Origin of the sequence: Streptomyces sp. NPDC050263 (genome assembly GCF_040655955.1) — a bacterium.
Taxonomy (GTDB): Bacteria; Actinomycetota; Actinomycetes; order Streptomycetales; family Streptomycetaceae; genus Streptomyces.
Window position 1 is genome coordinate 1 of the sequence record NZ_JBFAKW010000003.1, and the last position, 25,943, is coordinate 25,943.

A 25,943-nucleotide genomic window follows, 5' to 3' on the forward strand; every position below is an offset into this window, starting at 1 on the left:
AGTACGTCCAGTACGAGGACTTCCGGCCGGCACGCCGAGAGCACGCACCGGACGCCGCTCCTTGACGGGCAAACGTTGCCTGCCGCGGCACTAGCTCTAGCCGTCCCCGAGTTCCCCGCCCTCCGTGGTCCCTCTCTGGAGATTCCCCATGCATGACGAACGCCGCCGCATCGAGGAGCGCGTCGAGCGCGTCCACAACCAGCGCATCAAGCCCGCGATCTACGCGGCGACCGTGCCCTTCGAGGTCGAGGCCTGGCAGGCGCCGGGGGAGCCGGTCCCCTTCGCGGAGGCCGCGGCCGCCGCCTACAAGCCCTTCGCCATGGACACCCCGTGGGGCCCGCCCTGGGGCACCACCTGGTTCCGGATGCGCGGCCGGGTGCCCGCCGAGTGGGCCGGCAAGCGCGTCGAGGCCGTCATCGACCTCGGTTTCGTGGGCGACTGGCCCGGCAACCAGGCCGAGGCCCTCGTCCACCTCACCGACGGGACGCCGCTCAAGGCGGTCAACCCGCTCAACCAGTACGTGCCGATCGGCAACCCGGCGGTGGGCGGGGAGAGCATCGACTACCTCGTCGAGGCGGCCTCCAACCCGGACATCCTGGCCAACGACTTCGCGGCGCCGACGCCGCTGGGCGATGTGCTGACGGCAGGCGACCGTCCACTGTATACATTCCGCCGCGCCGACATCGCCGTCCTCGACGAGGAGGTCTGGCACCTCGACCTCGACCTCCAGGTGCTGCGCGAGCTCATGGTCCACCTCGGCGAGCACGAGCCGCGGCGCCACGAGATCATGCACGCCCTGGACCGGGCCATGGACGCCCTCGACCTGGACGACGTCTCCGGCACCGCCGCCGCCGTCCGCGAGGTCCTCGCCCCCGTCCTGGCCAGGCCCGCCCACGCCAGCGCCCACACCGTCTCCGGCGTCGGCCACGCGCACATCGACTCCGCCTGGCTGTGGCCCATCCGCGAGACGAAGCGCAAGACCTCCCGCACCTTCTCCAACGTCACCTCGCTCGCCGACGAGTACGACGACTTCATCTTCGCCTGCTCGCAGGCGCAGCAGTACGAGTGGGTGCGCGACAACTACCCGCAGGTGTGGGCGCGGATCCAGGAGTCGGTGCGGCGCGGGCAGTGGGCGCCGGTCGGCGGCATGTGGGTCGAGTCCGACGGCAACCTGCCCGGCGGCGAGGCCATCGCCCGCCAACTGGTCCACGGCAAGCGGTTCTTCATCGAGCACTTCGGCATCGAGACCAAGGGCGTCTGGCTGCCGGACTCCTTCGGCTACAACGCCGCCTACCCGCAGCTCGCCAAGCTCGCCGGCAACGACTGGTTCCTCACCCAGAAGATCTCCTGGAACCAGACGAACAAGTTCCCCCACCACACCTTCTGGTGGGAGGGCATCGACGGCACCCGCATCTTCACGCACTTCCCGCCGGTCGACACCTACAACGCGCGCTTCAGCGGCGAGGAGATGGACCGGGCGGTCCGCAACTACTCCGAGAAGGGCGGCGGCACGCGCTCGCTCGCCCCGTTCGGCTGGGGCGACGGCGGTGGCGGCCCCACCCGCGAGATCATGGAACGGGCGCGCCGGCTGGCCGACCTGGAAGGCTCGCCGAAGGTCGTCGTCGAGCACCCCGACACCTTCTTCGCCAAGGCCCGCGAGGAGTACCCGGACGCGCCCGTCTGGGTCGGCGAGCTCTACCTCGAGCTGCACCGCGCCACCTACACCACCCAGGCCCGCACCAAGCAGGGCAACCGCCGCAGCGAACACAAGCTGCGCGAGGCGGAGTTGTGGGCCACGACGGCCGCACTGCACGCGCCGGGCTACGCCTACCCGTACGAGAAGCTCGACCGGCTCTGGAAGACGGTGCTGCTGCACCAGTTCCACGACATCCTGCCGGGCTCCTCGATCGCCTGGGTGCACCGCGAGGCGGAGGCCGAATACGCGCGTGTCGCCGAGGAGTTGGAGGTGCTGACGGCCGAGGCGGTCGCCGCGCTCGGCGGCGGCCGGGCGGGCGAGGGCCGGCCGGGCGACAGCGCGGCGCGGGTGTTCAACACCAGCCCGTTCGACCGCGCCGAGGTGGTCCGTACGCCCGAGGGCGCGCCGGCGTATGTCGAGGTGCCCGCGAGCGGCAGCGCGCCGCTGGCGGGTTCGGCGGGTTCGGCAGGCGGCGGGCAGCCGCCGCAGCCGGTGACGGTGTCCGGCCGTGTCCTCGACAACGGGCTGGTGCGTGTACAGATCGCAGAAGACGGCACACTGTCTTCTGTATACGATCTACGGGCGAACCGTGAGGTCCTCGCCGACCAGGGCAACCTGCTGCGTCTGCACACCGACCTCCCCAACTACTGGGACGCCTGGGACATCGACAAGCACTACCAGAACCGCTACACCGACCTGCTGGAGCCGGACGCGGTGACGGTCGTCGAGGAGGACCCGCTCGTCGGCGCGATCCGGATCACCCGCTCCTTCGGCAAGGGCTCGACGATCACCCAGACCGTCACCCTGCGCGCCGGCAGCCCCCGCATCGACTTCGAGACCGACATCGACTGGCACGAGGCGGAGAAGATCCTCAAGGCGGCCTTCCCGGTGGACATCCGGGCCCCGCACTCCTCCGCCGAGATCCAGTTCGGCCACATCCAGCGCCCCACCCACACCAACACCAGCTGGGAGGCGGCCCGCTTCGAGGTCTCCGGCCATCGCTGGGTGCACATCGGCGAACCCGGCTACGGCGTCGCGGTCATCAACGACTCCACCTACGGTCACGACGTCTCCCGCACGGTTCGCGAGGACGGCGGCACGACCACCACCGTCCGGCTCAGCCTGGTCCGCGCCCCGCGCATCCCGGACCCCGAGGCCGACCAGGGCCGGCACCGCTTCGCCTACGCGCTGCTGCCCGGCGCGAGCATCGAGGACGCGGTCGCCGAGGGCTACGCCCTCAACCTCCCGCTCCGCGTCGCGGACGTGGCGGACGCGGCTCACGCGCCCGAGCCGGTCGTCTCGGTGGACGGCGACGGCATCACCGTGGAGGCCGTGAAGCTCGCCGACGACGAGTCCGGCGACGTCGTGGTCCGGCTCTACGAGTCCCGCGGCGGGCGGGCCACCGGCGCGCTGCGCACGAGCTTCCCGCTCGCGGGCGCGCAGATCACCGACCTGCTGGAGCGGCCGCTGGAGCCTGCGGTCGTCGGTGCGGGCGGCGGAGTCGACGTCGTACTGCGGCCGTTCCAGATCCTGACGCTCCGTCTGGAACGCGCCGCCACCGGCCGCTAGCAGCGGTCCCTCGGGGCGGGCGCACACTCCACGCGCCCGCCCCTGCCCTGAAGTGCCCAGCTCTGAAGTGCCCTGTTCTGCGGAGGAGTTCATCCGTGTCCATGCAACCCTGGTTCACCGACGCCAAGTTGGGGATCTTCGTCCACTGGGGCATCTACGCCGTCGACGGCGTCCAGGAGTCCTGGTCGTTCTACGACGACATCGTCCCGCACGACCAGTACATGTCCCAGCTCGACCGCTTCACCGGCGCCGCGTACGACCCGAAGGCATGGGCCGACCTGTTCGAGCGCGCCGGCGCCAAGTACGCCGTCCTGACCAGCCGCCACCACGACGGCGTCGCCCTGTGGGACACCGCGTACGGTGACCTCAACCTGGGCCGCGACTACCTTTCCGGCTACGCGGACGCCCTGCGCGAGAAGGGCCTCAAGGTCGGCCTGTACTACTCGCACTCCGACTGGAACCACCCCGACTACGCCTCCACGCGCAAGCCGGGCCGCCCGCCTGAGCTGGAGGACAACCGCTACTCCGAGTGCTCCGCCGAGGACGAGGACCTGGACGCCTGGGAGCGGTTCATCGTCTACCGGGACGGCCAGATCAGGGAGTTGGCCTCCCGCTACCGGCCGGACCTGATGTGGTTCGACGGCGAGTGGGACCGCAGCGAGGAGCAGTGGCGCATCCCGGAGCTCGCCGCGCTGATCCGCTCGTACTCGCCGCACGTCGTCTTCAACGCCCGCATGCTCAGCGAGGGCGACTACGCCACCCCCGAACAGGGCGCGCCCATCGAACCGCCCGCCGGTCCCTGGGAGTTGTGTCTCACCATCAACGACTCGTGGGGGTACCAGCACCACGACCACAACCACAAGTCGCTGAGCCAGCTGATCCGTTACTTCGCGGAGACCATCGGAGGCGGCGGCAACCTGCTGCTCGACGTCGGCCCGAAGGAGGACGGCACCATCCCGCAGCCGCAGGTCGAGCGCCTCGAAGGTCTGGGGGAGTGGATCCGCAAGCACTCCGAGGCCGTGTACGGAACGGTACGGGGGCTGCCGGCCGGGCACCACTACGGGCCGAGCACCCTCTCCGTCGACGGCCGTACGCTCTACCTCACCCTGTTCGACATCCCGCGTGCCGAGATCGGCGTCCGGGGTCTGGTCACGCCGGTCCGCAGGGTCACCGTGCTCGGTACCGGCACGGAGCTTGCCCACCGGGTCGTCGGCGGTCTGCACGAGGCGGTCGGCGTGCTCTGGATCGACCCGCCGGCCGGCTCCGACCTCGACCCGCACGCCACGGTCCTCGCCGTCGAACTGGACGGCGAACTGGAGCTGTACCGGGGTTCGGGACGCTTCTGACGGCCACCTGGCCACCTGGCCACCTGGTCTCCCGGTCGGGTCGGTCGGTCGCTCCCCGTGACAGCGGCCGACCGACCCGATCCCCCGTTCCCCCGGGAATCCCCCGTCGATTCCCGTGTTTCCCCCGTCGATCCCTGTGCTTCCCCCGAGGCGCCGTGCTCCCCCAGCCGTTCCCCGGTGGGCCCTACACACTTAGGAGCAGCCACCCCGGGCCCTGATACACCCCTCAGGAAAAAAGTCCCCCGGACCGGAACCCGGGGGACTTTCGCTCGCGCAGTCTCGCTCGGCAGCCGAACCGAGCTGCTCGGCAGCCGAGTCGCTCAGCCGGTGAAGCCGGCCGTGATCGAGGTGAACTGCCAGGTGCTCTGGCTGATGCCGGAGCAGTTGCTCACCACGCCCCCGCCCGGGCACGGCCGGTCGCGGTTGACGGCCCAGAAGGCGAGCCGGGCGATGTGGTGGCCGTTGGCCCAGTCGCGGATCGACGTCCAGATCGCCGGGGTGGTGTTCTCCTGCTGGTCGGACAGTCCGTTCATACCGGAGATGCCGATGTGCGCGTAGGCGGTCGCGTCGTCCCAACCGAAGGTGGACTTCAGCTTGTTCTTCAGTCCCTCCGTGGCGTTCACGGTGTTGCCGTACATGTCGGCACCGCCGCCGAAGTCGAACGGCATGATGGTGAAGACGTCGATGTCGGCGCCGAGGGACTTGGCCTGCTCGATGAGACGGTTGCCGTAGTAGCTCGGCCCGGTCGTGGACGTCCCGAAGGTGACGATGGTCTTCAGGCCGGGGTTGTTCGCCTTGACGGTCTTCAGCGCGGTGAGGATCCGCGCCTGCACGGCCTCGTTCTCGAACTCGTCCGTGTTCTCGATGTCCATGTCGATCGCCTTGAGCGAGTAGGCGTCGATCACCTTCTGCAGCGCGGCCGCCAGCGCGCTCGCCGAGGAGCAGTTGGCGCCGAGCTTGCTGCCCTGCCAGCCCCCGAACGACGGCACGATGTCCCCGCCCGCCGAGCGGATCTGGTTGATCACGCTCTGGTCGACGCCGCCGGTCAGCGGACGGTTGCTGTCCCACATCGGATTGCAGCCGCCGCCGTCCAGCATGAAGGCCATGGTGAACCACTTGACGCCGGTCGCGTTCATCACCGTGGTCGCGCTCGGCGGATCGCCCCAGCCCTCGAACAGATAGGGCGCAGCCTGCTTGAACCCGGTGCCGCCCCCGCCGCCCGCGTTCGTCGTGACGGACACGGAGTTGGAGGCCGCGGAGGTGTTCCCGGCGGCGTCGCGCGCCTTCACCGTGAAGGTGTACGCCGTGCTCGCGGACAACCCGCTGACCGTGGCGGACGTACCGGAGACGGTGAGGACGTTCGTGGACCCGCGGTAGACGTCGTAGGCCGTGACGCCGACGTTGTCGGTCGAGGCGTTCCAGGACAGCGACACGCTGGACGACGTCTTGCCGGTCGAGGTGAGCGCGCCGGGCGCGGTCGGTGCCTGGGTGTCCGAACCGCCGCCCCCGCCGGGACCGTCGAGGCTGATGTCGTCGGCGTAGTAGGTGCCCTGGGCGTACCAGCCGTGCACATAGATCGTGGCGCTGGTCTGCGCGGCCCCGGTGGTGAAGGACACCGACAGCAGGCTGTAAGTCGACGGCGACGACGTCCAGGTGGAGGCTCCGCCGTCGACGCCGAGGTAGACGTAGGAGCCGCGCACCCAGCCGGTCAGCGCGTAGGTGGTGTTCGGCCGGACGGCGACGGTCTGGCCGCACTTGGCGATGTCGCTCGAACTCACGGCCCCCGCAAGGGCCTTGGAGCCGCCGTGCACGGGTGAGGAGACGATCGAGCCGAGGTTGCCGCTGCAGGACCAGGGCGAGACGGCGCCCGACTCGAAGCCGGGATTGGTGAGGACGTTGGCCGCCTGAGCGGTGCCCGGCAGGGCGACGGCCCCGGCGAGGGCGAGCCCGGCGGTGCCGAGCAGGGCGAGGAATCGACGCCATGGGCGTCCGAGGGATCTGGTGCGCACGCGATCTCCCTGAAGGTATGGGGGTGTTCGGGAGTGCAGGGGAGTGTGCAGGGGTGCGCAACAAAGTTGGTATGGACCAATCCGCCTGTCAAGGCGACGGGCGGAATTGGTCCATACCGGTGAGGAGAGATTCAGTTTCTTGAGGCGTACCGCCGGACTCGACGTGCTGCCCGGCGCGGCGTATCGCCTAGGGGGCTTCTGATGGATCTCCGTGGGAGAAGGAGCGGCGTTCGGTGCGACGCCGCGGAGATCTATCAGAAGCCCCCTAGTGCTGCAACGCCTCGGCCGCACCCGCAGGCGCCACCTCGACGGCCTCGGCAGGCGCCGGCACGGCAGGCAGCAGCGGCTCGGGCGTCTCGTCCACGCGCTGGTGCGGAAGCGAGACCGCGCGTAGCGGCCGCGGGCCCGACACCACGGTGTAGTCCTGCCCCAGGAACGGCGGCACGATCTCGCCCGGGTCCTCGCCGAGCGCCAACTGCACCGCCGCCCACGGCGCGTTGACGCCGCACAACGACAGCTGGTGGAGTCCGCCGGCCGGGCGGGTGTTGACGTCCATCAGGACCGGCCGGTCGCCGAACATCCGGAACTGGATGTTGGACAGGTAGTGCAGCCCGAAGCCCTCGGCGATCAGACGCGCGGGCTCCAGCCACTGCTCGTGCAGCGTGAAGCCACGGCGACGGCCGTTCTTCGTGCGGCCGATGGCCATCCGCAGGACGTTGTCGGGGCCGGTGAGGCAGTCCACGGACACCTCGGGCTGCTCCAGGCGGGGCATGACCAGCAGGTCGACCGACTCCTCGGACTGCTTCAACGCCTCGACCACCATGTCCAGTTGGACGTACGCGCTTGGGAAACCGCTGAGGTGCATGAGTGAGAACGGGGCCCGGGTGATCATGCGGAAACCGACACCGCCGGCGCCGGACGCGGGCTTGAAGCAGGGCTTGTGTCCGGCCGCCTCCAACTCCTCGACAGCACCGACGAGTTCGTCCGCGGAGCGGGCCCGGTACCACGGCGGCACGGGCACGCCGATCGCCTTCACGGCCTCGTACGCGATCACCTTGTCGTGGAAGACGGCGACGGCCTCCGGCGGCGGCGCCAGCAGTGCGGTGCCGATCGCCTCGAAGTCGGCGCGGTGCGCCACGATGGCCGACTGGTTCAGCCGGGGCACGAAGACGTCGATGCTGCGGCGCTTGCACTGGGCGAGCGCGTACTCGACGTACGCGGCCGGGGAGAGACCCTCCGGCTCCAGCTCGGCGGTGTCGGCGGCGGCCAGCACGGGAGAGTCGGCGTCACCGTGCGTGGCATGGATCTCGACGGCGCGATCGCTGGGATTTCGTCGCAGCTGATCCGTGAAGAACACGTTCTCCGCGTACGTGCGGTTGAGCCAGACGCGTACGCGAGAGACCATGCGAGGCCGCCTTTCACGGTTCGCGGGCAGGGCGGAGCAAGCCCGGCCCGGGCAGGGGGAATGGTGGGTCACCAAAACCGCCCTGCGGAAGGGACGTCCATGGCGGTGGTGTTGGGGCGATCATACGGGTTCTCGGGGGTGCGGCGTGCAACGCGCGTGTTACGGATTTTCCGATCTTGTTCACGTGTGGCGTGCGGTCGGGTAGTGGCGCGCTCCGGCGCAGGTGGCGCCGGGTGTCGACGTGGCGGGCGACCCGATCCGACCTTGAACCGCAGGCGTGAATGTGTTCTCGTGGTGGCACTGGTGTGTTCGTGAGGATGCGGAGCGTGGGCGACGTGAGCGGGGGCGCAAGGTGACGACGACGGCCGGTGACGCAGGGCGACGGGCCGGACCACCCGCCGGACGACTGTTGGCCATCAGCGATCTGCACATCGGATATCCCGAGAACCGCGCCCTGGTCGAGGCCATGGCCCCGGAGTCGGACGAGGACTGGCTCCTCGTCGCCGGCGACGTCTCGGAGAACGTGGCCGACATCCGCTGGGCGCTGAAGACCCTCGCGAGCCGGTTCCGCAAGGTCGTCTGGGCCCCCGGCAACCACGAGCTGTGGACCCATCCGAAGGATCCGGTCACCCTGCGCGGGGTCGCCCGCTACGAGCACCTCGTCGAGCTCTGCCGCGACCTGGGCGTGACGACGCCCGAGGACCCCTATCCGGTGTGGGAGGGGCCCGGCGGCCCGGTGGCCGTCGCACCGCTTTTCCTGCTGTACGACTACTCGTTCCTGCCCGCCGGCTGCTCGACCAAGGCGGAGGGGCTGGCGTACGCGGAGGGCACCGGGATCGTCTGCAACGACGAGTACCTGCTGCACCCCGACCCGTATCCCACCCGTGAGGCCTGGTGCCGGGCACGGGTCGCCGAGACCGAACGCCGGCTCGCCGAGCTCCCGGACGACCTGCCCGTCGTCCCCGTCAACCACTATCCGCTGCACCGGCATCCGATGGACGTGCTGTGGCACCCCGAGTTCGCCATGTGGTGCGGCACCGAGCTCACCGCCGACTGGCACCGCCGGTTCCGCATCGAGACCATGGTCTACGGCCACCTCCACATTCCGCGGACCACCTGGCACGAGGGCGTCCGCTTCGAGGAGGTGTCGGTGGGCTACCCCCGCGAATGGCGCAAGCGGCCGCAGCCTCCGGGTCGGCTGCGGCGCATCCTGCCCAGGGAGGCCGAGGCCGAGTGATCGAGGAACTGTTGCCGGAGTCGGCGGTGGCGGTGGAGGCCTTCGGCGAGGAGGGCGTCCGGGAGTTCGGGGACGGGCCGCTGTACCCGGAGGAGGAGGCGCTGGTGGCGCGGGCGGTCGAGAAGCGGCGCCGCGAGTTCACCGTCGTACGCGCCTGCGCCCGGCGCGCCATGGAGAAGCTCGGCGTGCCCCCGCAGCCCGTGCTGCCCGGCGAGCGCGGCGCGCCGCAGTGGCCGGACGGCCTGACCGGCAGCATGACCCACTGCGAGGGCTACTGCGGCGCGGCGCTCGTCCGGGCCGACGATCTGGCCTCCCTGGGCATCGACGCCGAACCCCACGCGCCCCTGCCCGAGGGCGTGCTCTCCGCCGTCGCCCTGCCCGCGGAGGCGGAGCGGCTCGGCCGTCTGGCCGCGGACCGTCCCGAGGTGCACTGGGACCGGCTGCTGTTCAGCGCCAAGGAATCCGTCTACAAGGCGTGGTTCCCGCTCACCCGTAAGTGGCTGGACTTCAGCGAGGCCGACATCGACATCACCGCCGACCCCGCCGACCCCTCGCAGGGCGCCTTCCGCGCCCGGCTCCTCGTGCCCGGCCCGCTCGTCGGCGACCGTCGGCTCGGCCACTTCGACGGCCGCTGGACCGTCCGCCGCGGCCTGGTGGCCACGGCGGTCACGATCCACCACGCCTGAGGAGACCGACCACCCGTCAGCCTGCCCGGCCGCGGCCCGACGGATCAGGGCGCGGCTGGCACGGTCCCCCGGACCCGAGGCGACCACTCGCAGGCATGCCCGGCCTCGGCCGGGACGGCGAACGGCAACCGGAAGGACCGCTACTCGTCGTCAGCTGGGCACGCATCGGCCGGGACGGCGACCGTCGGCCGGCCGGCGGCCGCCGCGGACCGAGGCCCGACGCCACGGGCCATCACGCCCGGGCGCGCCCGGCGACGTCACGGCGCGGGCGCCGGCTGCGCGGCTGCCGGAAAGAGCGCTGGTCGTCGTGGTCGACGGCGGCGGCCATGCGTCGGCCGGGGCAACGGGCGGTGGACCGAGCCGGGGCGGTACGGTCCACCACGCCCTGAGGGCGAGCGCACGACGGCGTCACGGGCCGGGGCGGGCACGGTCTGGCAGGCCCGCGGCGACGGCCCGCGGCATCATGGGCCGGGGCACCAGTTGTGCAGCAGGCGGAAGAATTCCTCCTCGTTGCCGGCCAGGCCCGCGTCGGCCAGGGCCTGTTCCGCCTCGGCCAGGACGGCGGGTGGGACCACGGGCGGCAGCCGGTCGTACGGGGGTCCGGAGGCGCCGGCGCCCCGGCCGGCCCCCTCGTCGCCGAAGGCGGCTCGTACGGTGTGCAGCAGCCGCAGGTAGGCCTGTACGGCGGTGCGCTCGCGGTCGGTCAGTACGGCAGTGGGCATCGGTCGGCTCTCCCCGCGTCGGCGTCGGCTCCCACGCGCCCTGACGGCGCGTACGCCCCCATGCGGCGGCGCACCCCCCAGCTTGCCGCGCACCACTGACAATCCGGCCGTCCTCCACTTCGGTTCGCCCGCTTAGCGGAGGTGAAACCTGTCCGAAATCCCCTGGGGGAAAGGGGTCCTACGCTGGCGGGAAGGGCTTTCGGCGGACTGCCGTGCGGCCGGTGGAACAGGGAGGCGAGCGGGTGGTCGACGTCCCGCAGCGGCGCCCCGCGCGCGCCGCACGGCTGCGCTCGGTGGGCGACGGAGAACTGGAGCTGCGCCACCGGGTGGTGCACGGTTACCGGCGTGCCTTCCGGATGGCCGGAGAGGGTCCGGCGCTGGTCCTCATCCACGGCATCGGCGACTCCTCGGCGACCTGGGCCGAGCTGATTCCCGACCTGGCCCGCACCCATACCGTGATCGCCCCCGACCTCCTCGGTCACGGGGCCTCCGACAAGCCCCGTGCCGACTACTCGGTGGCCGCGTACGCCAACGGCCTGCGTGATCTGCTGTCCGCGCTCGGCGTGGAGTCGGCGACCCTGGTCGGGCATTCGCTGGGCGGGGGAGTGGCCATGCAGTTCGCCTACCAGTTCCCCGAGCGCACCGAACGGCTGATCCTCGTCAGCGCGGGCGGAGTCGGCCGTGAGGTCAACCCCGCGCTGCGGTTGGTCTCGCTGCCGGGCGCACAACTGGCTTTGTCCGCCCTCCGGCTGCCGGGTGCGCGGCTCCAAGTAGGGCTGGTGATCAAGCTGATGGAGCTGCTCGACACCGATCTCGGCCAGGACGCACCCGACTTGCTGCACCTCGTCGACGCCCTGCCGGACGAGACCTCCCGCAGCGCCTTCATCCGCACCCTGCGTGCGGTCGTCGACTGGCGCGGCCAGGTCGTGACCATGCTCGACCGCTGCTATCTGACGGCCGGCATACCGACGATGCTGCTGTGGGGCGACCGGGACAGCGTGGTGCCGGTGCGGCACGCGTACGGCGCCCATGAGGCGATGCCGGGCAGCCGGCTGGAGATCTTCGAAGGGGCCGGCCACTTCCCGTTCCACAGCGACCCCGCCCGATTCCGCGCCCTCGTCGAGGAGTTCACCCGGACGACGGCCTCGGCCGACTGGAGCCGCGACCGCTGGCGCGAACTCCTGCGCGAGGGCCGTCCGGGGACGGGCCCGACGGGGCTGCCGGACGGTGCGGGAGAGGATCTGCGCGAGGCGAGCGAGCGCAGCGCCACCTGACCGGCGGACCTGACCGGGTGCCACTGCCCACCGGACCCCGACCCGGCGGGAGGTCAGTTCTGCGGCCCCAGGTAGCCCAGCGACGCCTCGATCCGGCCCGCCAGGTGATCACGCTGTCCGCGGCCCCGCGGCGACGAACCCGGCAGCCAGGTACGGCACTTGCTGGCCAGCAGCAGGCCGAAGCTCTCGGCGTCCCGCTCGTCGGCCAGGTCGAAACGCGTGCGCGCGGCGACGCTGCGGACCGTCGCCTGGAGGTCCGCCCCGTCGCTGAGTAAACGGGCCGCGACCGCGGCGCCCTGGACGTGATGGCCGCAGTGGCCCGCGTTCATGTGCCACAGCTCGTGGCCCAGGATCACCAACTGGTGGTCGGGCGCGGTGCGTTCCTCGATGACGACCAGATCCTGGTCGGCCATGTCCAGCCACAGCCCGCTGGCCGTGTCGGCCGGGAAGGGGGCCATTCGGAAGTGGACGGGGCGACCGCGCCGTCTGCTCATCCCGTCGCACAGGGCGGTGTACAGCTCGGCGGGCGCGGCGGGGGCCGCGAGGGTCAGTTCCGAGACCAGTTCGCCGCTGAGGCGGCGCATTTCCTTGGCGATGTTCACCCTTCTCCCCCGGATCACGACTCGGGCCGCTTCACGCTCTCCAGCAGCATGTCCAGCCACTCGGCGACCTTGTCGCGGTGCTGGTCGGTGGGCAGTTGCGCGGCCCGCCACGCGATCCCGCGGACGCCGTGGTCCTGGAGCAGCCGCTCCAGCGGGTCCTCGGCGGCCGCGGCCGCCTCGCGTGCGGCGAGCTTTTGCAACAGCTCCTGCTCGGTGTGCTGGAGGGCCCCCGCGAGCGCCTCCGGGTCCTCGGCCGTCAGGAAGCCCGCGTGCACGCGGAAGAACCGCTGGAGGGCGTCGCAGTGCTCCATCGTGGGGCGCCGGTCGCCGTTGATGAGGGCGCCCGCCTGCTGGCGCGACATGCCGGCGCCGTCGGCGATCTCCTGCTGGGTGTACTTGCGGCCGTTCGGCTTGAGCCGGGTACGGCGCAACAGGTCGAGGCGCTGGAGGAAGCGGGCCTGCACATCGGGTTCGCCGGCGGCGCGGCCGCTCAGCAGGGCCTTGACCACGGACTCCGGGACACCGGAGGCGACGGACAGCCGCCCGGTGCCGAAGACCTCCGCGTGCGGTACGCCGAGCCGGTCGGCCAGCGTGGCGACACGGGCGACGACGGCCGACAGCAGCACCGTCGCCGTGGCGCCCGGAACCTCGAAGCCATCCTCCGACACCGTCAGGTCTCCTAGGTCTCTCACGTCCCTCTCACACAGGCACACGCTCACCGTACAGACGGTCGCCGTGAACTGCGTGGAGAGTAGCGGTTATTTCGAACTCACATCCAGGTCTCGCCACAACTGTGGCCAATTCCAGCCGTCAACGAGCATGGAATGCCACGATAGTTGACATGCGAAGCGTCCGGGCAGCAGGATCGGGGCGCCGCGTGAAGGCCGCATAGGCAAGAGGGGTGACCTCCCGATGGCATATCAGGCAGGAGGGCAGCGGTCCGTACCGCGGCCCGTCCCCGAGAGTCTCGAGGCCCAGGCGTATCTCCAGGACTACGCCACATATCTGGAAGCCGTCCCCTTCCCGTCCGTGGTCCTCGACCACCGCTGGGACGTGGTGCTTTCCAACACCGCTTTCGCGTCACTTTTCCGCGACGTCGGCCCGCATCCGACGGCTCTGCCGGGTGAGAACTTCCTGCGGTTCGTCCTCTTCCATCCCGAAGCGTCCTCGGTGCTCGGCGACCACGAGGCCGGCTGGTGTCTGCCGATGCTCGCCGGTTTCGCGGCGGCGGTGGAGCGCAACGGCCACGATCACGGGCTGCAGGCGATTCGTCGCGACATCGCGCAGGACCCGATCATGGAGGCCGCCTACCGGCACGGGCTGCCGCACTGGATCCGCGCGGTCGGCGAGGGGGCCGTCGAGCACGACGGGGCGGTCCGCTCCCTGCTGCACCCGGACCCGCGCTGGGGCGTCACCGAGTGCCGCATCGTGGGCGACACGCCCAGGACCCTTCAGGACATGGGGTACACCCGGCTGACCATGGTCCTGCGCGACAACCGGCCGGCGCTCGCGCCGCGCAGAACGCGCCCCGCGCGGCGCACCGCGAGCCACCTCAGCGTGGTCCCGGCCCCCGAGGTCTGACGGCCCCCGTGGGCTGACCGGGCACCGTCGGCGTTCAGGTCGCCGACGGCGCCCGGTCGGCGACTCGTCCCCTGCGCCCGCCCCGTGCATCCGCTTCTCAGCGCGGCGCAGGCGCGTCCGTCTTCGTGAAGCGGTCCACGGGAGCGCCCCGCTTCGCGGCCTGGATCTGCTCGTAGACATGGGTGCGCAGTTCGGCGAACCGCGGGGCCACCCGGGTGTGCAACTGGTCGCGCTCCAGCGGCAGATCGACCTTCAGCTGCTCCTGGACGACCGTCGGCGAGGCGGACAGGACGACGACCCGCTCGCCGAGGTAGACCGCCTCGTCGATGTCGTGCGTGACGAACAGGACGGTGATCCCGCGCTGCCGCCACAGGCCCCGCACGAGGTCCTCCAGGTCGGCCCGGGTCTGTGCGTCCACCGCCGCGAACGGCTCGTCCATCAGCAGGACTCGGGGTTCGTAGGCGAGAGCCCGGGCGATCGCCACCCGCTGCTGCATGCCGCCCGACAACTGCCACGGATACGCGGTGGCCGCGTCCGCCAGTCCGACCGACTCCAGGGCGTCGGCGACCAGCTCCCGCCGCCGCGACTTCGACAACCCCTTCTGCTTCAAAGGGAGTTCCACGTTCTCGCCGACCCGCATCCAGGGGAAGAGGCTGCGCCCGTACTCCTGGAAGACGAACGCCATGCCCGGCGGCGGTCCGGTCACCGGCTGTCCCGCCAGGAGCACTTCGCCGCCGGACGGCTCGAGCAGCCCGGCCATGCACTTCAGCAAAGTCGTCTTGCCGCAGCCCGACGGGCCCACCAGGCACACGAGTTCGCCCGCCTCGACCGTGAAGGTCAGGTCGCGCACCGCCTCGACCCGGCGTCCGGAGCCTTCGTAGACCTTCCGCAAGCCGCGTACGTCGAGCATGGACCGCCCTTTCGCGGGGGACACGTCGGTCATGAGGACCGCCGGGTGGATGCGCGCAGACCGTGGTACCAGCCGAGCACCCGACGCTCGACGACCTGGAAGAGCACCGACAGCACGAAGCCCAGCAGACCGAGCACCAGGATCCCGGTCCACATGTCGGGGATGGCGAAGCCCCGTTGGAACTGCACGACGGTGAAGCCGAGCCCGTTGCTCGCGGCGAACATCTCGCTGATGACCATCAGGATGATCCCGATCGACAGTGCCTGGCGCAGACCCGCGAAGATCTGCGGGCTCGCCGCGGGCAGGACCACGTCGCGCAGCCGGGCGACGCCCGTGATGCCGTAACTGCGGGCCGTCTCCGCCATCACCGGGTCCACCGCCCGCACGCCCTCGACCGTGTTCAGCAGGACCGGCCACACACAGCCGCTCGCGATCACGACGACCTTCATGGTGTCGCCGATGCCCGCGAACAGCATGATGATCGGCACCAGGACGGGCGGCGGCACCGCCCGCAGGAACTCCAGGACCGGCTCGCACACCGCCCGCACCCGCCGGTAGGAGCCGATGACCGTGCCCAGCGCGATCCCGACGACGGCCGCTGTTGCGTAACCGCTGACGAGTCGCAGCACGCTCGGCCGGACGTCGGTGCGCAGCCGCTCGCCCGTCCACACGTCGGGAAACGCCTTGAGGATCGCGCGCAGCGGTGGCCAGTACACGTCCGTGCTGCCGTCGGACGCCAGCCACCACGTCGTGACCAGGACGGCCGGCAGGCCGAGCGTGTACAGCAGCCACAGCAGGAACCGCCTCACACCGCCACCTCCTGGCGCACCGACTGATGCCAGGCCAGCGCCCGCCGCTCCACCGTCCGGGCGCCCACGTTGATCAGCAGCCCGAGCACCCCGGTGACGACGACCAGCGCGTACATCTCGGGCACGGCCTGCGAGGTCTGCGCGACGGCGATGCGCGCGCCCAACCCCGGTGCGCCGATGACCAGTTCGGTGGTGATGGTCAGGATCAGCGCGACGGCCGCCGCAAGCCGCACGCCGGTCATGACGTACGGCAGCGCGGTCGGCCACAGCACGTACCGGACGCGCGCCCAGGGGCCGAGCCCGTAGGAGCGGGCGGTCTCCTCGGCGACCGGGTCGACGTCCTGGACGCCGTACAGGACCTGGATCAGTACCTGCCAGAAGGAGGCGTAGACGACCAGCAGGAGGACCGAGCGGAGTTCGGTGCCGTACAGCAGCACCGCGAGGGGGATCAGGGCGACCGACGGGATCGGGCGCAGGAACTCGATGGTCGAGGCCGTCGCCTCGCGGAGATGGGGGACGACCGAGACGAGCACGCCCGTCACGATCCCGGCGCACACCGCTATCGCCAGGCCCAGCGCCCAGCCGGTGAGGGTGTCGCCGAGCGCGGTCCAGAAGGCGGAGTCGGCGAGTTCGTCGCCGAGGGCGCCGGCGATCCGGGTCGTGGGCGGGAAGTAGGCCTCTTTGACCAGGCCGAGCCGCGGCACCGCCTCGCCCAGGGCGAGGAAGGCCGCGAGCCCGGTCCCACCGAGTGCGAGGTTAGCTCCCTTCACGGCAGCAGCTTGTCCAGGTCCGGGGTCGACTTGAAGAGCTTGTCCCGCTCGCCCAGCTTCTCCAGCGCCTCGATCGACGAACGGTTGGCCTCGGCGGGCCACTTGGGCAGGGTCACCTGCGCCAGCACCGACGCCGGGATCTTGGTGTACGTGGTGACGATCTGCCGGACCTCGTCGGGGTGGGAGTCGGCGTAGGCGAGGGACTCGGCGGTGGCCTCCTGGAACTTCTTGACCACGTCAGGGTTCTTCTGCGCGTACTGCGTGGAGGTGAAGTACATGGCGACGGTGAGGTCGGGCGCCACGTCCACCAGCGGCGAGGCGATCTCCACGCCGCCCTGGCTCTTGACGGTGGCGAGCGCCGGCTCGACCACCATCGCGGCGTCGATCTGTCCGCTGTCCAGGGCGGCGGCCATCTGGTCGAAGGCCAGCTCGACGAAGTCCACCTTGTCGGGGTCGCCGCCCGCCTTGCGCACGGACTCGCGCACCGCGGTCTCGTTGATGTTCTTCAGGGTGTTGATGGCGACCTTCTTGCCCTCCAGGTCCTTCGCGGACTTGATCGGGCTGTCCTTCTTCACCGTGATCGCCCCGAAGTCCTTGCCCTGGACGCCCGTTGACGCGATGCCGTTCGAAACGGTCTGCACGGGAACGCTGTTGGACTGGGCGACCATGAGCGAGGTCATGTTGCTGAACCCGAACTGGAACTGGCCGCTGACGACTCCGGGCACGATGGCCGCGCCGCCCTGCGCCGTGGTGATCGACAGTTTCAGGCCGTGCTTCTCGTAGAAGCCCTGTTTCACGCCCAGATAGACGGGCGCCACGTCGACGATGGGGATGAGGCCGAGTTTGACGGTCGTGACGCCTGTGGACGACGAACTCCCGGTGGACGTACCGGAGTCGTCGGACGAGCCACAGGCCGCCGTGACGAGCAGGATGGTGCCGGTCGCGAGACCGGCGAGCAGACGACGCAAGGCTCCTCCTGTGCAGACAACGGGTTCCGACAGGCTGTGCGCACACCGCACAGTAGTGCTCAATTGGCGTGCAGGGAACGTAGAGCCCGCCGTCCGACGGGGTCAATGGGCTTGGCTGACGAAATTGTTGACAGTTGGGAGGGCGGCATGTCCGGCGCGGCCCGAGAACCGCACTTCGTGAGGTCCTTCGAGCGGGGTCTCGCGGTCATCCGCTCCTTCGACGCCGAGCATCCCGAACGCACGCTCAGCGAGGTGGCCCGCGCCTGCGGCCTGACCAGGGCGGCCGCCCGACGCCTCCTGCTCACCCTCGCCGATCTGGGCTATGTGCGCAGCGACGGACGGCTGTTCCGGCTCACCCCGCGCGTGCTGGAACTCGGCTACGCCTACCTGGCGGGCCTGACGCTCCCTCAGGTCGCCGAACCGCACCTGGAGCGACTCGTCGCGCAGGTCAAGGAGTCGTCGTCGCTGTGCGTCCTCGACGGCGACGACATCGTCTACGTGGCCAGGGTGCCGACCGCCCGGATCATGTCCGCGGTCATCACCGTCGGCACCCGCTTCCCCGCGCACGTCACCTCGGTGGGCCGGGTCATGCTCGCCGCACTGCCGGAAGCCGAGCTCGAAGTCCGGCTCGCCCGCACGGAGTTGCGCCCGCTCACCGCGCGCACGCTCGTCGCTGCGGACGCTCTGCGGGCGGAACTGGCACGGGTACGACGGCAGGGATACGCCCTCGTCGACCAGGAGTTGGAAGAGGGGCTGCGGTCGGTGGGCGCCCCGGTGCGCGGCCGGGACGGCACGGTGGTGGCCGGCGTGAACATAGCCGTCCACGCCGGCCGGACCTCGGCGGCCTCGGTCCGCCGGGAGCTGCTCCCGCCACTGCTGACGGCCGTGGCACGGATCGAGGCCGATCTACGGGTCACAGATCCAGCACGAGCTTCTTCCCCCGACACCGGGACACACAGATCATCATCGTCTCCCCGGCCTCCCGCTCCTCCGGGCTGAGGACGGAGTCCCGGTGCTCCGGCTCGCCCTCCAGCACATCCGTCTCACAGGTGCCGCAGGTGCCCTCCGCGCAGGAGTAGAGCACCTCGACACCGGCCGCGCGCACGGTGTCCAGTACGGAGACGCCCGGCGCGACCGTCAGGGTGTGGCCGCTCTGCGCGAGCTCGACCTCGAACTCGCCGTCCTCGCCCGCCGGTTGCTCCTTGGCCTGGAACCGCTCGACATGCAGCGCACCGGCCGGACAGCGCTCCTCGACGGCGTCCAGCAGCGGCCCGGGGCCGCAGCAGTAGACGAGGGTCCCCTCGGGCATTGTGCCGAGCACGGAACCGAGGTCGAGCAGGCCGGTCTCGTCCTGCGGGGCCACCGTGACCCGGTCGCCGTAGCCCGCCAGCTCCTCGGTGAACGCCATGGATGCGCGGGTGCGGCCGCCGTAGAGCAGGCTCCACTCGGCGCCCGCGGCCTCGGCCGCCGCGAGCATCGGCAGCATCGGGGTGATCCCGATGCCGCCCGCGACGAAGCGGTAGCCGGGCGCCGGACGCAGCGCGAAGTGGTTGCGCGGGCCGCGCACCCGGACTTTGTCACCCTGCCGCACCTGCTCGTGCACATGCGCGGAGCCGCCCCGCCCGGCGGGCTCGCGCAGCACCGCGATCCGCCAGACGGCGCGGTCGGCCGGATCGCCGCACAGCGAGTACTGCCGCTCCAGACCCGGGCCGAGCACGACGTCGATGTGGGCGCCCGGTTCCCAGGCCGGAAGCGGCTCGCCCAGCGGATGGCGCAGCGTGAGGGCGAGCACGCCGTTCGCCGCGAACTCCCTTCGGTCGACGACGAGTTCGTCTTCGTACACGTCGCTCATGGCGTGCTTCCTCGCGGTTCGGTTCCTCGCGGTTCGGTTTCCTGCGGCTCGTGTGCTTGCGGCTCGTGTCCTTCGGGGTGGCCGAGCATCCACTCCCACATCTCGATCGGGTCCTGTGAGGCGTGCTCGGCGCCGCAGTGACAGGTGCCGTGCAGGACATCGGTGCCCGGCAGCCAGTCGACGCGGTAGATCTCGCCCGTCGGGGAGCTCAACTGACCTGCTCCATCGGCTTGTCGCCCTGCTCCACCAGCCGGGCGAGGATGCGGCGGGCGGCCAGGCCGCCGGTGTCGATGTTGATGCTCAGCTCCTGGTAGCCGGCCCGCTCCGAACCGAGGGTCCGCTGAAGGAGGTTGAGGGCGTCGACGTCCTGCATGACGACCGTGTGGTTGTTGCCCCGCAGGAACTCGGTGACCTCGTCGTCGTCCGTCGCCCAGTCCCGCGAGACCATCCAGAAGTCGTACACCTTGCCGTCGTCGGACGGTGTGATGGCGTACGTGATCTCGGTGTGGAAGCCGTTCGGGTCGCTGCCGTCGGCCTCGGGCAGCACTCCCACCGGTGCGATGCGGCTGTGCAGCAGGTAGAGGCAGGGCGCGTGGTACTCGATGTCCTGCCAGCGGGTGATGCGGCCCTCGATGCCGGTGGACCTCGCGTAGAAGGGCGGGCACTCGGCGTCGTCCATGTGCCGGCTCACCCGCACGATGCCGGCGCCCTCGTCGACCTCGGTGGTGATCGGCGTCTCCGCGACCTCCGGGGTGCCGATGTAGCCGCCGTGCAGGTAGGTCTCGTGGGAGAGGTCGAGGAGGTTGTCGACGAGCAGACCGTAGTCGGCGTCGATGGGCTCCATGCCGCGGACGGTCGTCCAGCCGGGGGAGTCGAGGTGCCGGGCGCGCGGGATGGTCTGCGGGTCGGCGAGGGCCGGGTCGCCTATCCACACCCACACCAGGGCGTCCTGCTCGACGACCGGGTAGGCGGTGACCCGGGCGGTGCGCGGGATGCGTTTCTGCCCCGGCACGTACACGCACGCGCCGGTCGTGTCGTACGTGAAGCCGTGGTAGCCGCACACGATGCGGTCGCCGTCGAGCCGGCTCTCGGAGAGCGGGAACCGGCGGTGCACACAGCGGTCGTGCAGCGCGACGGGCGTCCCGTCCTCCTCGGTCCGGTAGAAGACGAGCGGCTCACCGAGAATCGTCCGGCCGAGCAGTTCCTCGCGCCCGACCTCGTGGCTGTAGGCGGCGACGTACCACTGGTTCCTGGCGAAGGCGGTCGTGTGCGGCATGGCTGCGGCTCCCGTCGTTGGGTGATGGCGACATCGTCCGGAAGGGCGTCGCGGCACCGCAATACCTCTTCCGCCTCACGGAAGGGGCTTGGGAAACTGCCTGCTCAGGGCGGGTGCTCGCCTGTGGGAAGTATCGACTGTTGCGCCGCGGACTGTCTACGTCGGCCACAGGCAGCCCGAAAACCCTGCCGCAGGCGAGGTCCAGGAGGGAGATCCGGCCCCCGCCGAAGAGCCTGACCGAGACAAGTTCCAGCACAGAACGGCGCCCGCGCAGCCGCGCTTCCGAGCGTCCTCCGAAGGCCGGCTCCACCTGACCACGTACGACTCGACCAGGGAGACCATGAGCAACGACACCGGAGCCATCACCCGCCGACGCCACTGCGTCACCTTCCGAAACGCGGACAGGGAAGTCCTCCGCCGGACCTGGTCTCAGAGCCCAGACCCCCCACATGACGCGGGAATCCGCGGTTCACCCCCGCGTCCGCGGGGGCGAACCGCCGTTCTTGACCGCCACGAGGAAGTCGGGACAGTGCTCCCCGCGACGACGGATTCCGCTCGCTGGTACGTCTCGAGGGTGGCGTGCACCCGTGTCAGTTCCAGGCTGTGCAATTGATGTTCCAGCCCCACTGAGGGTTGCCCCAGGGGTCCCCGTAGCCGAAGCTCGCTCCGCAGACGCGTACCCAGTACCCCGGACCGTTGTAGTGGGTGTGCTGGGTGGTCCAGCGGGAACCGCCGGTCCAGGTGTCGCCTCGGTACGCCTGCCAGGGCCAGTGCCCGTTGCCGGCGGTGGTCGAAATGTCGACGTAGACCTCGTCGCTCTCGTGGTACAGGTACGCCTCGCCCCACGCCCAGTCATGGAGCAGCCCATCGGAGCCGTAGTCGAGGTACACGTGCATACGGACCTGGCTGACGAGTCCGTCGGGACTCCAGGTGACCCAGGGAGTGGTCCATTCGTCGGCTCCGGCGATCAGCCCGGTGGTGTTCTTCGGCGTCGCTCCCTCCTTGATCCTCTGTGCGGCGGCCGGGGAGATCTGTTTGGGGGGTGCCGTCACGTGCCGGGGCTTCACCGGGCCAGTGGTGTTCTTGCCCGGTTCGGAGGAAACGACGACCGGTTCTCCGGCCGACGACGGATGCGCGGTGGCGTTGCCGGCGAGCGGTAAGCCCATCATGCCCAAGGCCGCCACGACAACGAGAAGTCTTCTACCCAGCATGGAAGGTCTCCTTTGCTTTTCCCGGTCTCTTTGTTCCCTGCGGATCGCAGGGACCCAATCGTGCTTTGGGGATGCGGGAAGGAGTTGTGCTTCCGTGCGAGATTGCTTGTCCTACAGTGCAGACTTCGCCTGTCGAGCGACTTCGTGTCGGAATTCTCGCGGAGTCATGCCGTAGGCCCTGCGGAACGCTCGGCTGAATTCGGCCGGCACCAGCAGGCCCCATCGTGCGGCGATGGCACTGATAGGCCGTCCGCTGAGTCGCGGGTCGGCGAGATCGGCACGGCAGCGTTCCAGGCGACGCCGCCGGATGGTCGCCGCGACCGTCTCCGACTCCGCACTGAACAGCAGGTGGAGGAACCGAACGGAGATGTTGTGATGCGCGGCGATCTGTAGCGGCCTCAGATCGAGGTCGGCGAGGTGATCTTCGATGAAGGCGTGAATCCGGGTCGACAGAACCTGTCGGCGGGTTTCGGACGGCAGCAGGTGCTCGGCGTCGAGATGCTCGGACAGAAACATGGCGGCCAGGTCCACCGCGATCGTTCCCAGGCGGTAACTCCCGGCCGGGTGCATTTCTGCGGCGCCGCCGACGACGGTCTCCAGGTACTGACACAACAGACGTCCCGTCACCCCTTGTGGAGTCAGACGCCGAGACAGCAGACTGTCGGCCTTCTGGGCCGGCAGGGGCAACAAGCTTTTCGGCAACCGCAACAACGTCGCCCTTCCGACACCGCCCTCGTCGGGGATGTCTGAAGCCATCGGGTACGAGGTGTCGAAGAGGACCAGGCTGCCGGTGTGTATCACGGTTTCCTGGCGTCGCTGGCTCACCCGCATCGGACTCCCGTGCACCAGCGCCAGTTGGTAGGTCTCGGGATCCGCGCGCCGAATGTGCCTCGACGTGCGCTGAGCCGCGAGAGGGGAGAAAGAGAAGGTCGTGACCTGTACCTCGCCAAGGTTGACCGCCTGAATGTGCGCCCGGAAGTTGTGGGCGTGTGCGCTGGTGAGCGAGTAGGGGGCGATGTTTCGCCCTACGACGTCGGCATACCAGGGAAAACGGTCAGGCGTGGGGAGTCCTCCGCTCGACAGCGACACCGATGCGTCTGCGGCCTTTCCGGACGGCTCGGACACCACGCCATTTTGGGGATGACGGAAGCTGGGTGACCAGGCGATCGTCGGCCATGTTCGCTCAGCGCCGCTGAGAACGGGCGCGAAACGACCCGTTGACCATCTCGTGCCAGAGGGACACGGTACGGTCCCACGCTGCTGCGGTCGTTTCGATCAGCAGGTTCGCCACGCGTGGTTTCGAGAAACCGGCGCTGCTCAGCCGGCTTCTCGGGGCTGGCGACGGTATCGAAGAGCAACTGGTGGACGCGGCCGAATTTTCCGGCGCCGAAGACTTCGATGCGCTTGCGGGGGTTCGCTCTGCCCGTTCCGGTGGTACCCGATCTCCAGCAGGATGGCGGCCTTGCCGTTGTGCCGGGTCGTTTGGGCGACAACCTTTCAGATCGGCCATCGACGACTTATCAGTGGCCACACTGCAAGACGCACTGAGCCGTCCTCACGTCGCCCAGGGTGGTCAGCTGATTCCTTCAAGCCGGCTGAGGGTCCCCATGGCCTGGATGGCGCCAGGGGTATCGAGGGGGAGACCTCCTTCCACGATCGTGACGTCCACGCTTTGCAGGGCAGGAGCCCTGGGCCGGGCTCGGTACACAGGGTGATCGTTCGGGCCCGAGACGAACTCGGCGACCGCGGCTGTCTGGGCGTGTGGCTCAGGCAGACGGCATCGCACGAAGTCCGCGAGGCCGGCCGGCTCCACCACAACGAACTCCTGCTGGGGTTCTACTCCAGCCGTAGATCGTTATGTGCCCTGGTCTTGGGGCTGTCTGCCACTGGTCGGAAACTCAGATGGCCTCAGCGCACGATCTGGGTAGAGTCGGGCAATGCCCGAGCTGCAGCGGCTGCATGCCGGCCACGCCCCGGCGGTCCTGGCCTTCGAGCTGGCGAACCGCACCTACTTCGCCGCCTCGATCTCCGACCGCGGCGACGACTTCTTCGACCGGTTCACCGACCGGTACAACGCCTCGCTGGCCGAGCAGGAGGCCGGCATCTGCGCCTTCTACGTGCTCGTCGCCGAGGACGGCTCGGTACTCGGCAGGTTCAACCTGTACGACTTGGAGGACGGCACTGCCAGACTCGGCTACCGGGTCGCGGAGCGGGTCGCCGGCCGCGGCGTGGCGACCGCGACCGTCCGGGAGCTGTGCCGGATGGCGACAGCGATGCACGGCCTGCTCACACTGCGGGCGGCCACCTCGCACGACAACGCCGCGTCCCAGAAAGTCTTGGCCAAGGCCGGGTTCGTCTCGGTTGGCCCTGCCGCCCCGGCCGATCTCGGCGGCAAGTCCGGCACTTGGTACCAGCGCGACCTCCCGCCATGGACGGGGGGGACCGAGCGGTCCGAAAACGAGACGGCGGCGGGTTGAAGTACCGGGTCGGGCCCTCCCGGCCATGACCGACCCGCAACCGGCGCATCCAGCCCTGCGGCTTGAGGACGATGTCGTGGACGGCCCGCAATGTCGTCCGGGAGATGCCTGCCTCTTCGGCGGTCTGCCGTTCGCCGGTGTGGTGCAGCGGGCCGCCCGCGAGCTCGGCGAAGTTCAGACGCGCCCGCAGTACCCGCAGGCGGTGCGGCCCCGCTCTCCGCGCCAGGCCGTCGTCTCGATACGGTCGCGCTGGGCAGCGAGAACCTCGTACGCGTCGTGCCGGGAGCCCAGCGCCCTGGTCGTGCCGACCGCTTCCGAGGCACTGGACCACACCCCGCGGACGTAGCTGAGCGCGCGCGACTCGCCAGAGCGCTGCAGGGCCGTCTCGGCCTCCAGGCGGGCCGGCGGGGCGCCGAGGCAGTGGTGGAGGCCGGCGGCGAAGGAGAGACGGTCGGGGCCGCCGGTGCGGGTGATGTCGTAGCGGTCGGGGTCGGTGAAGACCTCGGGGCCGCGGTTTGCCGCCGCCGGCAGGAGCAACACCGTGTTGTCGGCCGGCATGCGGTGAACGCGGGCCGTCGCGGTGCGGGCGAGGGTGACGGTTCGCGAGCGGGAGGGCCCCGTGGGGCTGCCCGCCTCGCTGAGGACGACCAGGGTCTTCCCCACGACCGCCAGGACCAGCGTCTCCTGCACGGTGAACGTCCCGGTGGTCGCGGTGACCGTGGCGTGCCACGAGGCGTCCCCGATGCCCGCAGAACCGTGCGCCACCACACGCTCCGTGCCGGTCATGCCGTCGCTCCAGCCGATGGCGAACTCGGCGCACCCCGACAGCACGGCCGCCGCCTGCCGAAGGTCCTGGCGTGCACCGGCGCCCGGCAGCCACCGCACGACCTCCTGGAGGAACGGCCCGCTCTGGCTCTGCGCGAAGGTGACCCTGGCCTCGACCGCGCCGGCGCGGGTGCTGCGGTAGGACTCCAGGGAGTTGAGCGCATCGAGGCAGTCGGGACGGTCGGAGCGGGTGGGGGGATCGTTCTGCAGCACGGTCTTCACGTAACCGGAGGGCAGTTGACCGGTCGTCAGCAGGGCGGAGGACAGCGCGGCGGAGGTCGGGGGCCTGGGCGCAGCGGGGGCGCCGGGAGCTTTCGTCCCGGGCGTGGCACGGTCGCCGGATCCGCCTCCGCTGCTGCCGCCGGATCCGCGGCCGCCTGAGGCGCCGCCGGCTCCGCGCGTCGCGGTGGGACCGCTCGCTCGCGCCGAGGGGGACGACGATCCGGCCGAGGCCTTCGGCGACGCGGACGGGGAGCCGGAGACGGCCGGTGACGCGGTCGTGGCCGTCGCAGTCGAGGCGGTGTCCGGCGAAGTGGACAGCGACGGCCGCGTCGGCACGACGGTGTCCGCCGACCGGTCGCCTGCGTCGCCGCACGCCGTGAGGACGGCGGCCAGCAGCGTTGCCACGACCGGCACGGCGACCGACCGGCGTCGACCGGCGGCCCTGGTCGGCACGGCGGGGGTCCGGCTCACAGATGCCTCCTCGGAGGGTGGGGCG

The 25,943-nt window shown here is 70.5% G+C and carries 23 protein-coding genes; 8 read left to right on the plus strand and 15 right to left on the minus strand.

Annotation, left to right across the window (positions count from 1 at the left end; genetic code table 11):
* Nucleotides 1-148: 148 nt before the first annotated feature.
* Nucleotides 149-3,265, plus strand: a complete 3,117-nt coding sequence (locus AB0J04_RS01690; protein WP_363166363.1) for a glycoside hydrolase family 38 C-terminal domain-containing protein — start codon at nucleotides 149-151, stop codon at nucleotides 3,263-3,265.
* Between the two features lie 95 nt (nucleotides 3,266-3,360).
* Nucleotides 3,361-4,611 carry an alpha-L-fucosidase gene (locus tag AB0J04_RS01695; RefSeq protein WP_363166364.1) on the plus strand — a complete coding sequence of 417 codons (1,251 nt, stop codon included), beginning with the start codon at nucleotides 3,361-3,363 and terminating at the stop codon, nucleotides 4,609-4,611.
* A 320-nt stretch (nucleotides 4,612-4,931) separates the two neighbouring features.
* Here AB0J04_RS01695 and AB0J04_RS01700 read toward each other — a convergent pair whose 3' ends face one another.
* Together AB0J04_RS01700 and AB0J04_RS01705 are read right to left on the minus strand one after the other, a co-directional pair.
* A complete protein-coding gene (locus AB0J04_RS01700) occupies nucleotides 4,932-6,620 on the minus strand; it encodes a carbohydrate binding domain-containing protein (RefSeq protein WP_363166365.1) in 1,689 nt (562 codons plus the stop codon).
* A gap of 265 nt (nucleotides 6,621-6,885) precedes the next feature.
* Complete coding sequence (locus AB0J04_RS01705; protein ID WP_363166366.1) at nucleotides 6,886-8,025, minus strand: ATP-grasp domain-containing protein; 1,140 nt, start codon at nucleotides 8,023-8,025, stop codon at nucleotides 6,886-6,888.
* A 409-nt stretch (nucleotides 8,026-8,434) separates the two neighbouring features.
* Here AB0J04_RS01705 and AB0J04_RS01710 point away from each other — a divergent pair, with 409 nt between their 5' ends.
* Entirely contained in the window at nucleotides 8,435-9,262 is an 828-nt protein-coding gene (locus AB0J04_RS01710) for a metallophosphoesterase (RefSeq protein ID WP_363166367.1), read from the plus strand.
* Nucleotides 9,259-9,948, plus strand: coding sequence for a 4'-phosphopantetheinyl transferase superfamily protein (locus AB0J04_RS01715; RefSeq protein WP_363166368.1), 690 nt, complete (start codon nucleotides 9,259-9,261; stop codon nucleotides 9,946-9,948). The genes AB0J04_RS01710 and AB0J04_RS01715 overlap by 4 nt, the downstream gene beginning before the upstream one ends.
* Nucleotides 9,949-10,409: 461 nt before the next feature.
* Here the strand turns inward: AB0J04_RS01715 and AB0J04_RS01720 are convergent, their stop codons facing one another.
* Nucleotides 10,410-10,670: a hypothetical protein gene (locus tag AB0J04_RS01720; RefSeq protein ID WP_363166369.1), complete on the minus strand. Its 261-nt coding sequence runs from the start codon at nucleotides 10,668-10,670 to the stop codon at nucleotides 10,410-10,412.
* Between the two features lie 242 nt (nucleotides 10,671-10,912).
* On the opposite strand from AB0J04_RS01720, the gene AB0J04_RS01725 reads away from it, so the two are divergent.
* Nucleotides 10,913-11,944: an alpha/beta hydrolase gene (locus tag AB0J04_RS01725; RefSeq protein WP_363166506.1), complete on the plus strand. Its 1,032-nt coding sequence runs from the start codon at nucleotides 10,913-10,915 to the stop codon at nucleotides 11,942-11,944.
* 53 nt (nucleotides 11,945-11,997) lie between these two features.
* On the opposite strand, the gene AB0J04_RS01730 is transcribed toward AB0J04_RS01725, so the two are convergent.
* Both AB0J04_RS01730 and AB0J04_RS01735 read right to left on the minus strand, forming a co-directional pair.
* Nucleotides 11,998-12,528 (minus strand): toxin-antitoxin system, toxin component, encoded by a 531-nt coding sequence (locus tag AB0J04_RS01730; RefSeq protein ID WP_363166507.1) that lies wholly within the window; start codon nucleotides 12,526-12,528, stop codon nucleotides 11,998-12,000.
* A gap of 32 nt (nucleotides 12,529-12,560) precedes the next feature.
* Nucleotides 12,561-13,214: a helix-turn-helix transcriptional regulator gene (locus tag AB0J04_RS01735; RefSeq protein ID WP_363166370.1), complete on the minus strand. Its 654-nt coding sequence runs from the start codon at nucleotides 13,212-13,214 to the stop codon at nucleotides 12,561-12,563.
* Nucleotides 13,215-13,458: 244 nt separating this feature from the next.
* Here AB0J04_RS01735 and AB0J04_RS01740 point away from each other — a divergent pair, with 244 nt between their 5' ends.
* Nucleotides 13,459-14,127, plus strand: a complete 669-nt coding sequence (locus AB0J04_RS01740; RefSeq protein ID WP_363166371.1) for a hypothetical protein — start codon at nucleotides 13,459-13,461, stop codon at nucleotides 14,125-14,127.
* A 97-nt stretch (nucleotides 14,128-14,224) separates the two neighbouring features.
* On the opposite strand, the gene AB0J04_RS01745 is transcribed toward AB0J04_RS01740, so the two are convergent.
* Genes AB0J04_RS01745 through AB0J04_RS01760 form a run of 4 tightly spaced genes read right to left on the minus strand, consistent with a single transcriptional unit; the run spans nucleotide 14,225 to nucleotide 17,584 of the window.
* Nucleotides 14,225-15,037, minus strand: a complete 813-nt coding sequence (locus AB0J04_RS01745) for an ABC transporter ATP-binding protein (protein WP_363166372.1) — start codon at nucleotides 15,035-15,037, stop codon at nucleotides 14,225-14,227.
* A 29-nt stretch (nucleotides 15,038-15,066) separates the two neighbouring features.
* Nucleotides 15,067-15,846, minus strand: a complete 780-nt coding sequence (locus tag AB0J04_RS01750) for an ABC transporter permease (protein ID WP_363166373.1) — start codon at nucleotides 15,844-15,846, stop codon at nucleotides 15,067-15,069.
* The gene (locus AB0J04_RS01755) at nucleotides 15,843-16,616 is read right to left on the minus strand and encodes an ABC transporter permease (RefSeq protein ID WP_363166374.1); all 774 of its coding nucleotides are present in this window, start codon (nucleotides 16,614-16,616) and stop codon (nucleotides 15,843-15,845) included. The genes AB0J04_RS01750 and AB0J04_RS01755 overlap by 4 nt, the downstream gene beginning before the upstream one ends.
* Nucleotides 16,613-17,584 carry an ABC transporter substrate-binding protein gene (locus tag AB0J04_RS01760; RefSeq protein WP_363166375.1) on the minus strand — a complete coding sequence of 324 codons (972 nt, stop codon included), beginning with the start codon at nucleotides 17,582-17,584 and terminating at the stop codon, nucleotides 16,613-16,615. The genes AB0J04_RS01755 and AB0J04_RS01760 overlap by 4 nt, the downstream gene beginning before the upstream one ends.
* A gap of 147 nt (nucleotides 17,585-17,731) precedes the next feature.
* On the opposite strand from AB0J04_RS01760, the gene AB0J04_RS01765 reads away from it, so the two are divergent.
* A complete protein-coding gene (locus tag AB0J04_RS01765; RefSeq protein ID WP_363166376.1) occupies nucleotides 17,732-18,583 on the plus strand; it encodes an IclR family transcriptional regulator C-terminal domain-containing protein in 852 nt (283 codons plus the stop codon).
* Here the strand turns inward: AB0J04_RS01765 and AB0J04_RS01770 are convergent.
* The 5 genes from AB0J04_RS01770 to AB0J04_RS01790 form a co-directional block, all read right to left on the minus strand.
* Nucleotides 18,498-19,436, minus strand: a complete 939-nt coding sequence (locus AB0J04_RS01770; RefSeq protein ID WP_363166377.1) for a PDR/VanB family oxidoreductase — start codon at nucleotides 19,434-19,436, stop codon at nucleotides 18,498-18,500. The genes AB0J04_RS01765 and AB0J04_RS01770 overlap by 86 nt on opposite strands.
* Nucleotides 19,433-19,648 carry a hypothetical protein gene (locus AB0J04_RS01775; RefSeq protein ID WP_363166378.1) on the minus strand — a complete coding sequence of 72 codons (216 nt, stop codon included), beginning with the start codon at nucleotides 19,646-19,648 and terminating at the stop codon, nucleotides 19,433-19,435. Before AB0J04_RS01775 ends, AB0J04_RS01770 begins: the two co-directional genes overlap by 4 nt.
* Nucleotides 19,645-20,712, minus strand: a complete 1,068-nt coding sequence (locus tag AB0J04_RS01780) for an aromatic ring-hydroxylating dioxygenase subunit alpha (protein WP_363166379.1) — start codon at nucleotides 20,710-20,712, stop codon at nucleotides 19,645-19,647. Before AB0J04_RS01780 ends, AB0J04_RS01775 begins: the two co-directional genes overlap by 4 nt.
* A 590-nt stretch (nucleotides 20,713-21,302) precedes the next feature.
* Entirely contained in the window at nucleotides 21,303-21,923 is a 621-nt protein-coding gene (locus tag AB0J04_RS01785) for a hypothetical protein (protein WP_363166380.1), read from the minus strand.
* Between the two features lie 111 nt (nucleotides 21,924-22,034).
* Nucleotides 22,035-23,048 carry a helix-turn-helix domain-containing protein gene (locus AB0J04_RS01790; RefSeq protein ID WP_363166381.1) on the minus strand — a complete coding sequence of 338 codons (1,014 nt, stop codon included), beginning with the start codon at nucleotides 23,046-23,048 and terminating at the stop codon, nucleotides 22,035-22,037.
* Between the two features lie 812 nt (nucleotides 23,049-23,860).
* Here AB0J04_RS01790 and AB0J04_RS01795 point away from each other — a divergent pair.
* Nucleotides 23,861-24,400, plus strand: a complete 540-nt coding sequence (locus AB0J04_RS01795) for a GNAT family N-acetyltransferase (RefSeq protein ID WP_363166382.1) — start codon at nucleotides 23,861-23,863, stop codon at nucleotides 24,398-24,400.
* 174 nt (nucleotides 24,401-24,574) lie between these two features.
* Here the strand turns inward: AB0J04_RS01795 and AB0J04_RS01800 are convergent, their stop codons facing one another.
* Nucleotides 24,575-25,918 carry a hypothetical protein gene (locus AB0J04_RS01800; RefSeq protein ID WP_363166383.1) on the minus strand — a complete coding sequence of 448 codons (1,344 nt, stop codon included), beginning with the start codon at nucleotides 25,916-25,918 and terminating at the stop codon, nucleotides 24,575-24,577.
* Nucleotides 25,919-25,943 lie beyond the last annotated feature (25 nt).

Excerpts from the sequence above, each read along its gene's own strand:
- AB0J04_RS01705 (WP_363166366.1), bottom strand. The coding sequence starts at position 8,025 with ATGGTCTCTCGCGTACGCGTCTGGCTCAACCGCACGTACGCGGAGAAC.
- AB0J04_RS01745 (WP_363166372.1), bottom strand. The coding sequence starts at position 15,037 with ATGCTCGACGTACGCGGCTTGCGGAAGGTCTACGAAGGCTCCGGACGC.
- AB0J04_RS01740 (WP_363166371.1), top strand. The coding sequence starts at position 13,459 with ATGGCATATCAGGCAGGAGGGCAGCGGTCCGTACCGCGGCCCGTCCCC.
- AB0J04_RS01795 (WP_363166382.1), top strand. The coding sequence starts at position 23,861 with ATGCCCGAGCTGCAGCGGCTGCATGCCGGCCACGCCCCGGCGGTCCTG.
- AB0J04_RS01690 (WP_363166363.1), top strand. The coding sequence starts at position 149 with ATGCATGACGAACGCCGCCGCATCGAGGAGCGCGTCGAGCGCGTCCAC.
- AB0J04_RS01720 (WP_363166369.1), bottom strand. The coding sequence starts at position 10,670 with ATGCCCACTGCCGTACTGACCGACCGCGAGCGCACCGCCGTACAGGCC.
- AB0J04_RS01785 (WP_363166380.1), bottom strand. The coding sequence starts at position 21,923 with ATGCTGGGTAGAAGACTTCTCGTTGTCGTGGCGGCCTTGGGCATGATG.
- AB0J04_RS01780 (WP_363166379.1), bottom strand. The coding sequence starts at position 20,712 with ATGCCGCACACGACCGCCTTCGCCAGGAACCAGTGGTACGTCGCCGCC.
- AB0J04_RS01770 (WP_363166377.1), bottom strand. The coding sequence starts at position 19,436 with ATGAGCGACGTGTACGAAGACGAACTCGTCGTCGACCGAAGGGAGTTC.
- AB0J04_RS01765 (WP_363166376.1), top strand. The coding sequence starts at position 17,732 with ATGTCCGGCGCGGCCCGAGAACCGCACTTCGTGAGGTCCTTCGAGCGG.
- AB0J04_RS01730 (WP_363166507.1), bottom strand. The coding sequence starts at position 12,528 with ATGCGCCGCCTCAGCGGCGAACTGGTCTCGGAACTGACCCTCGCGGCC.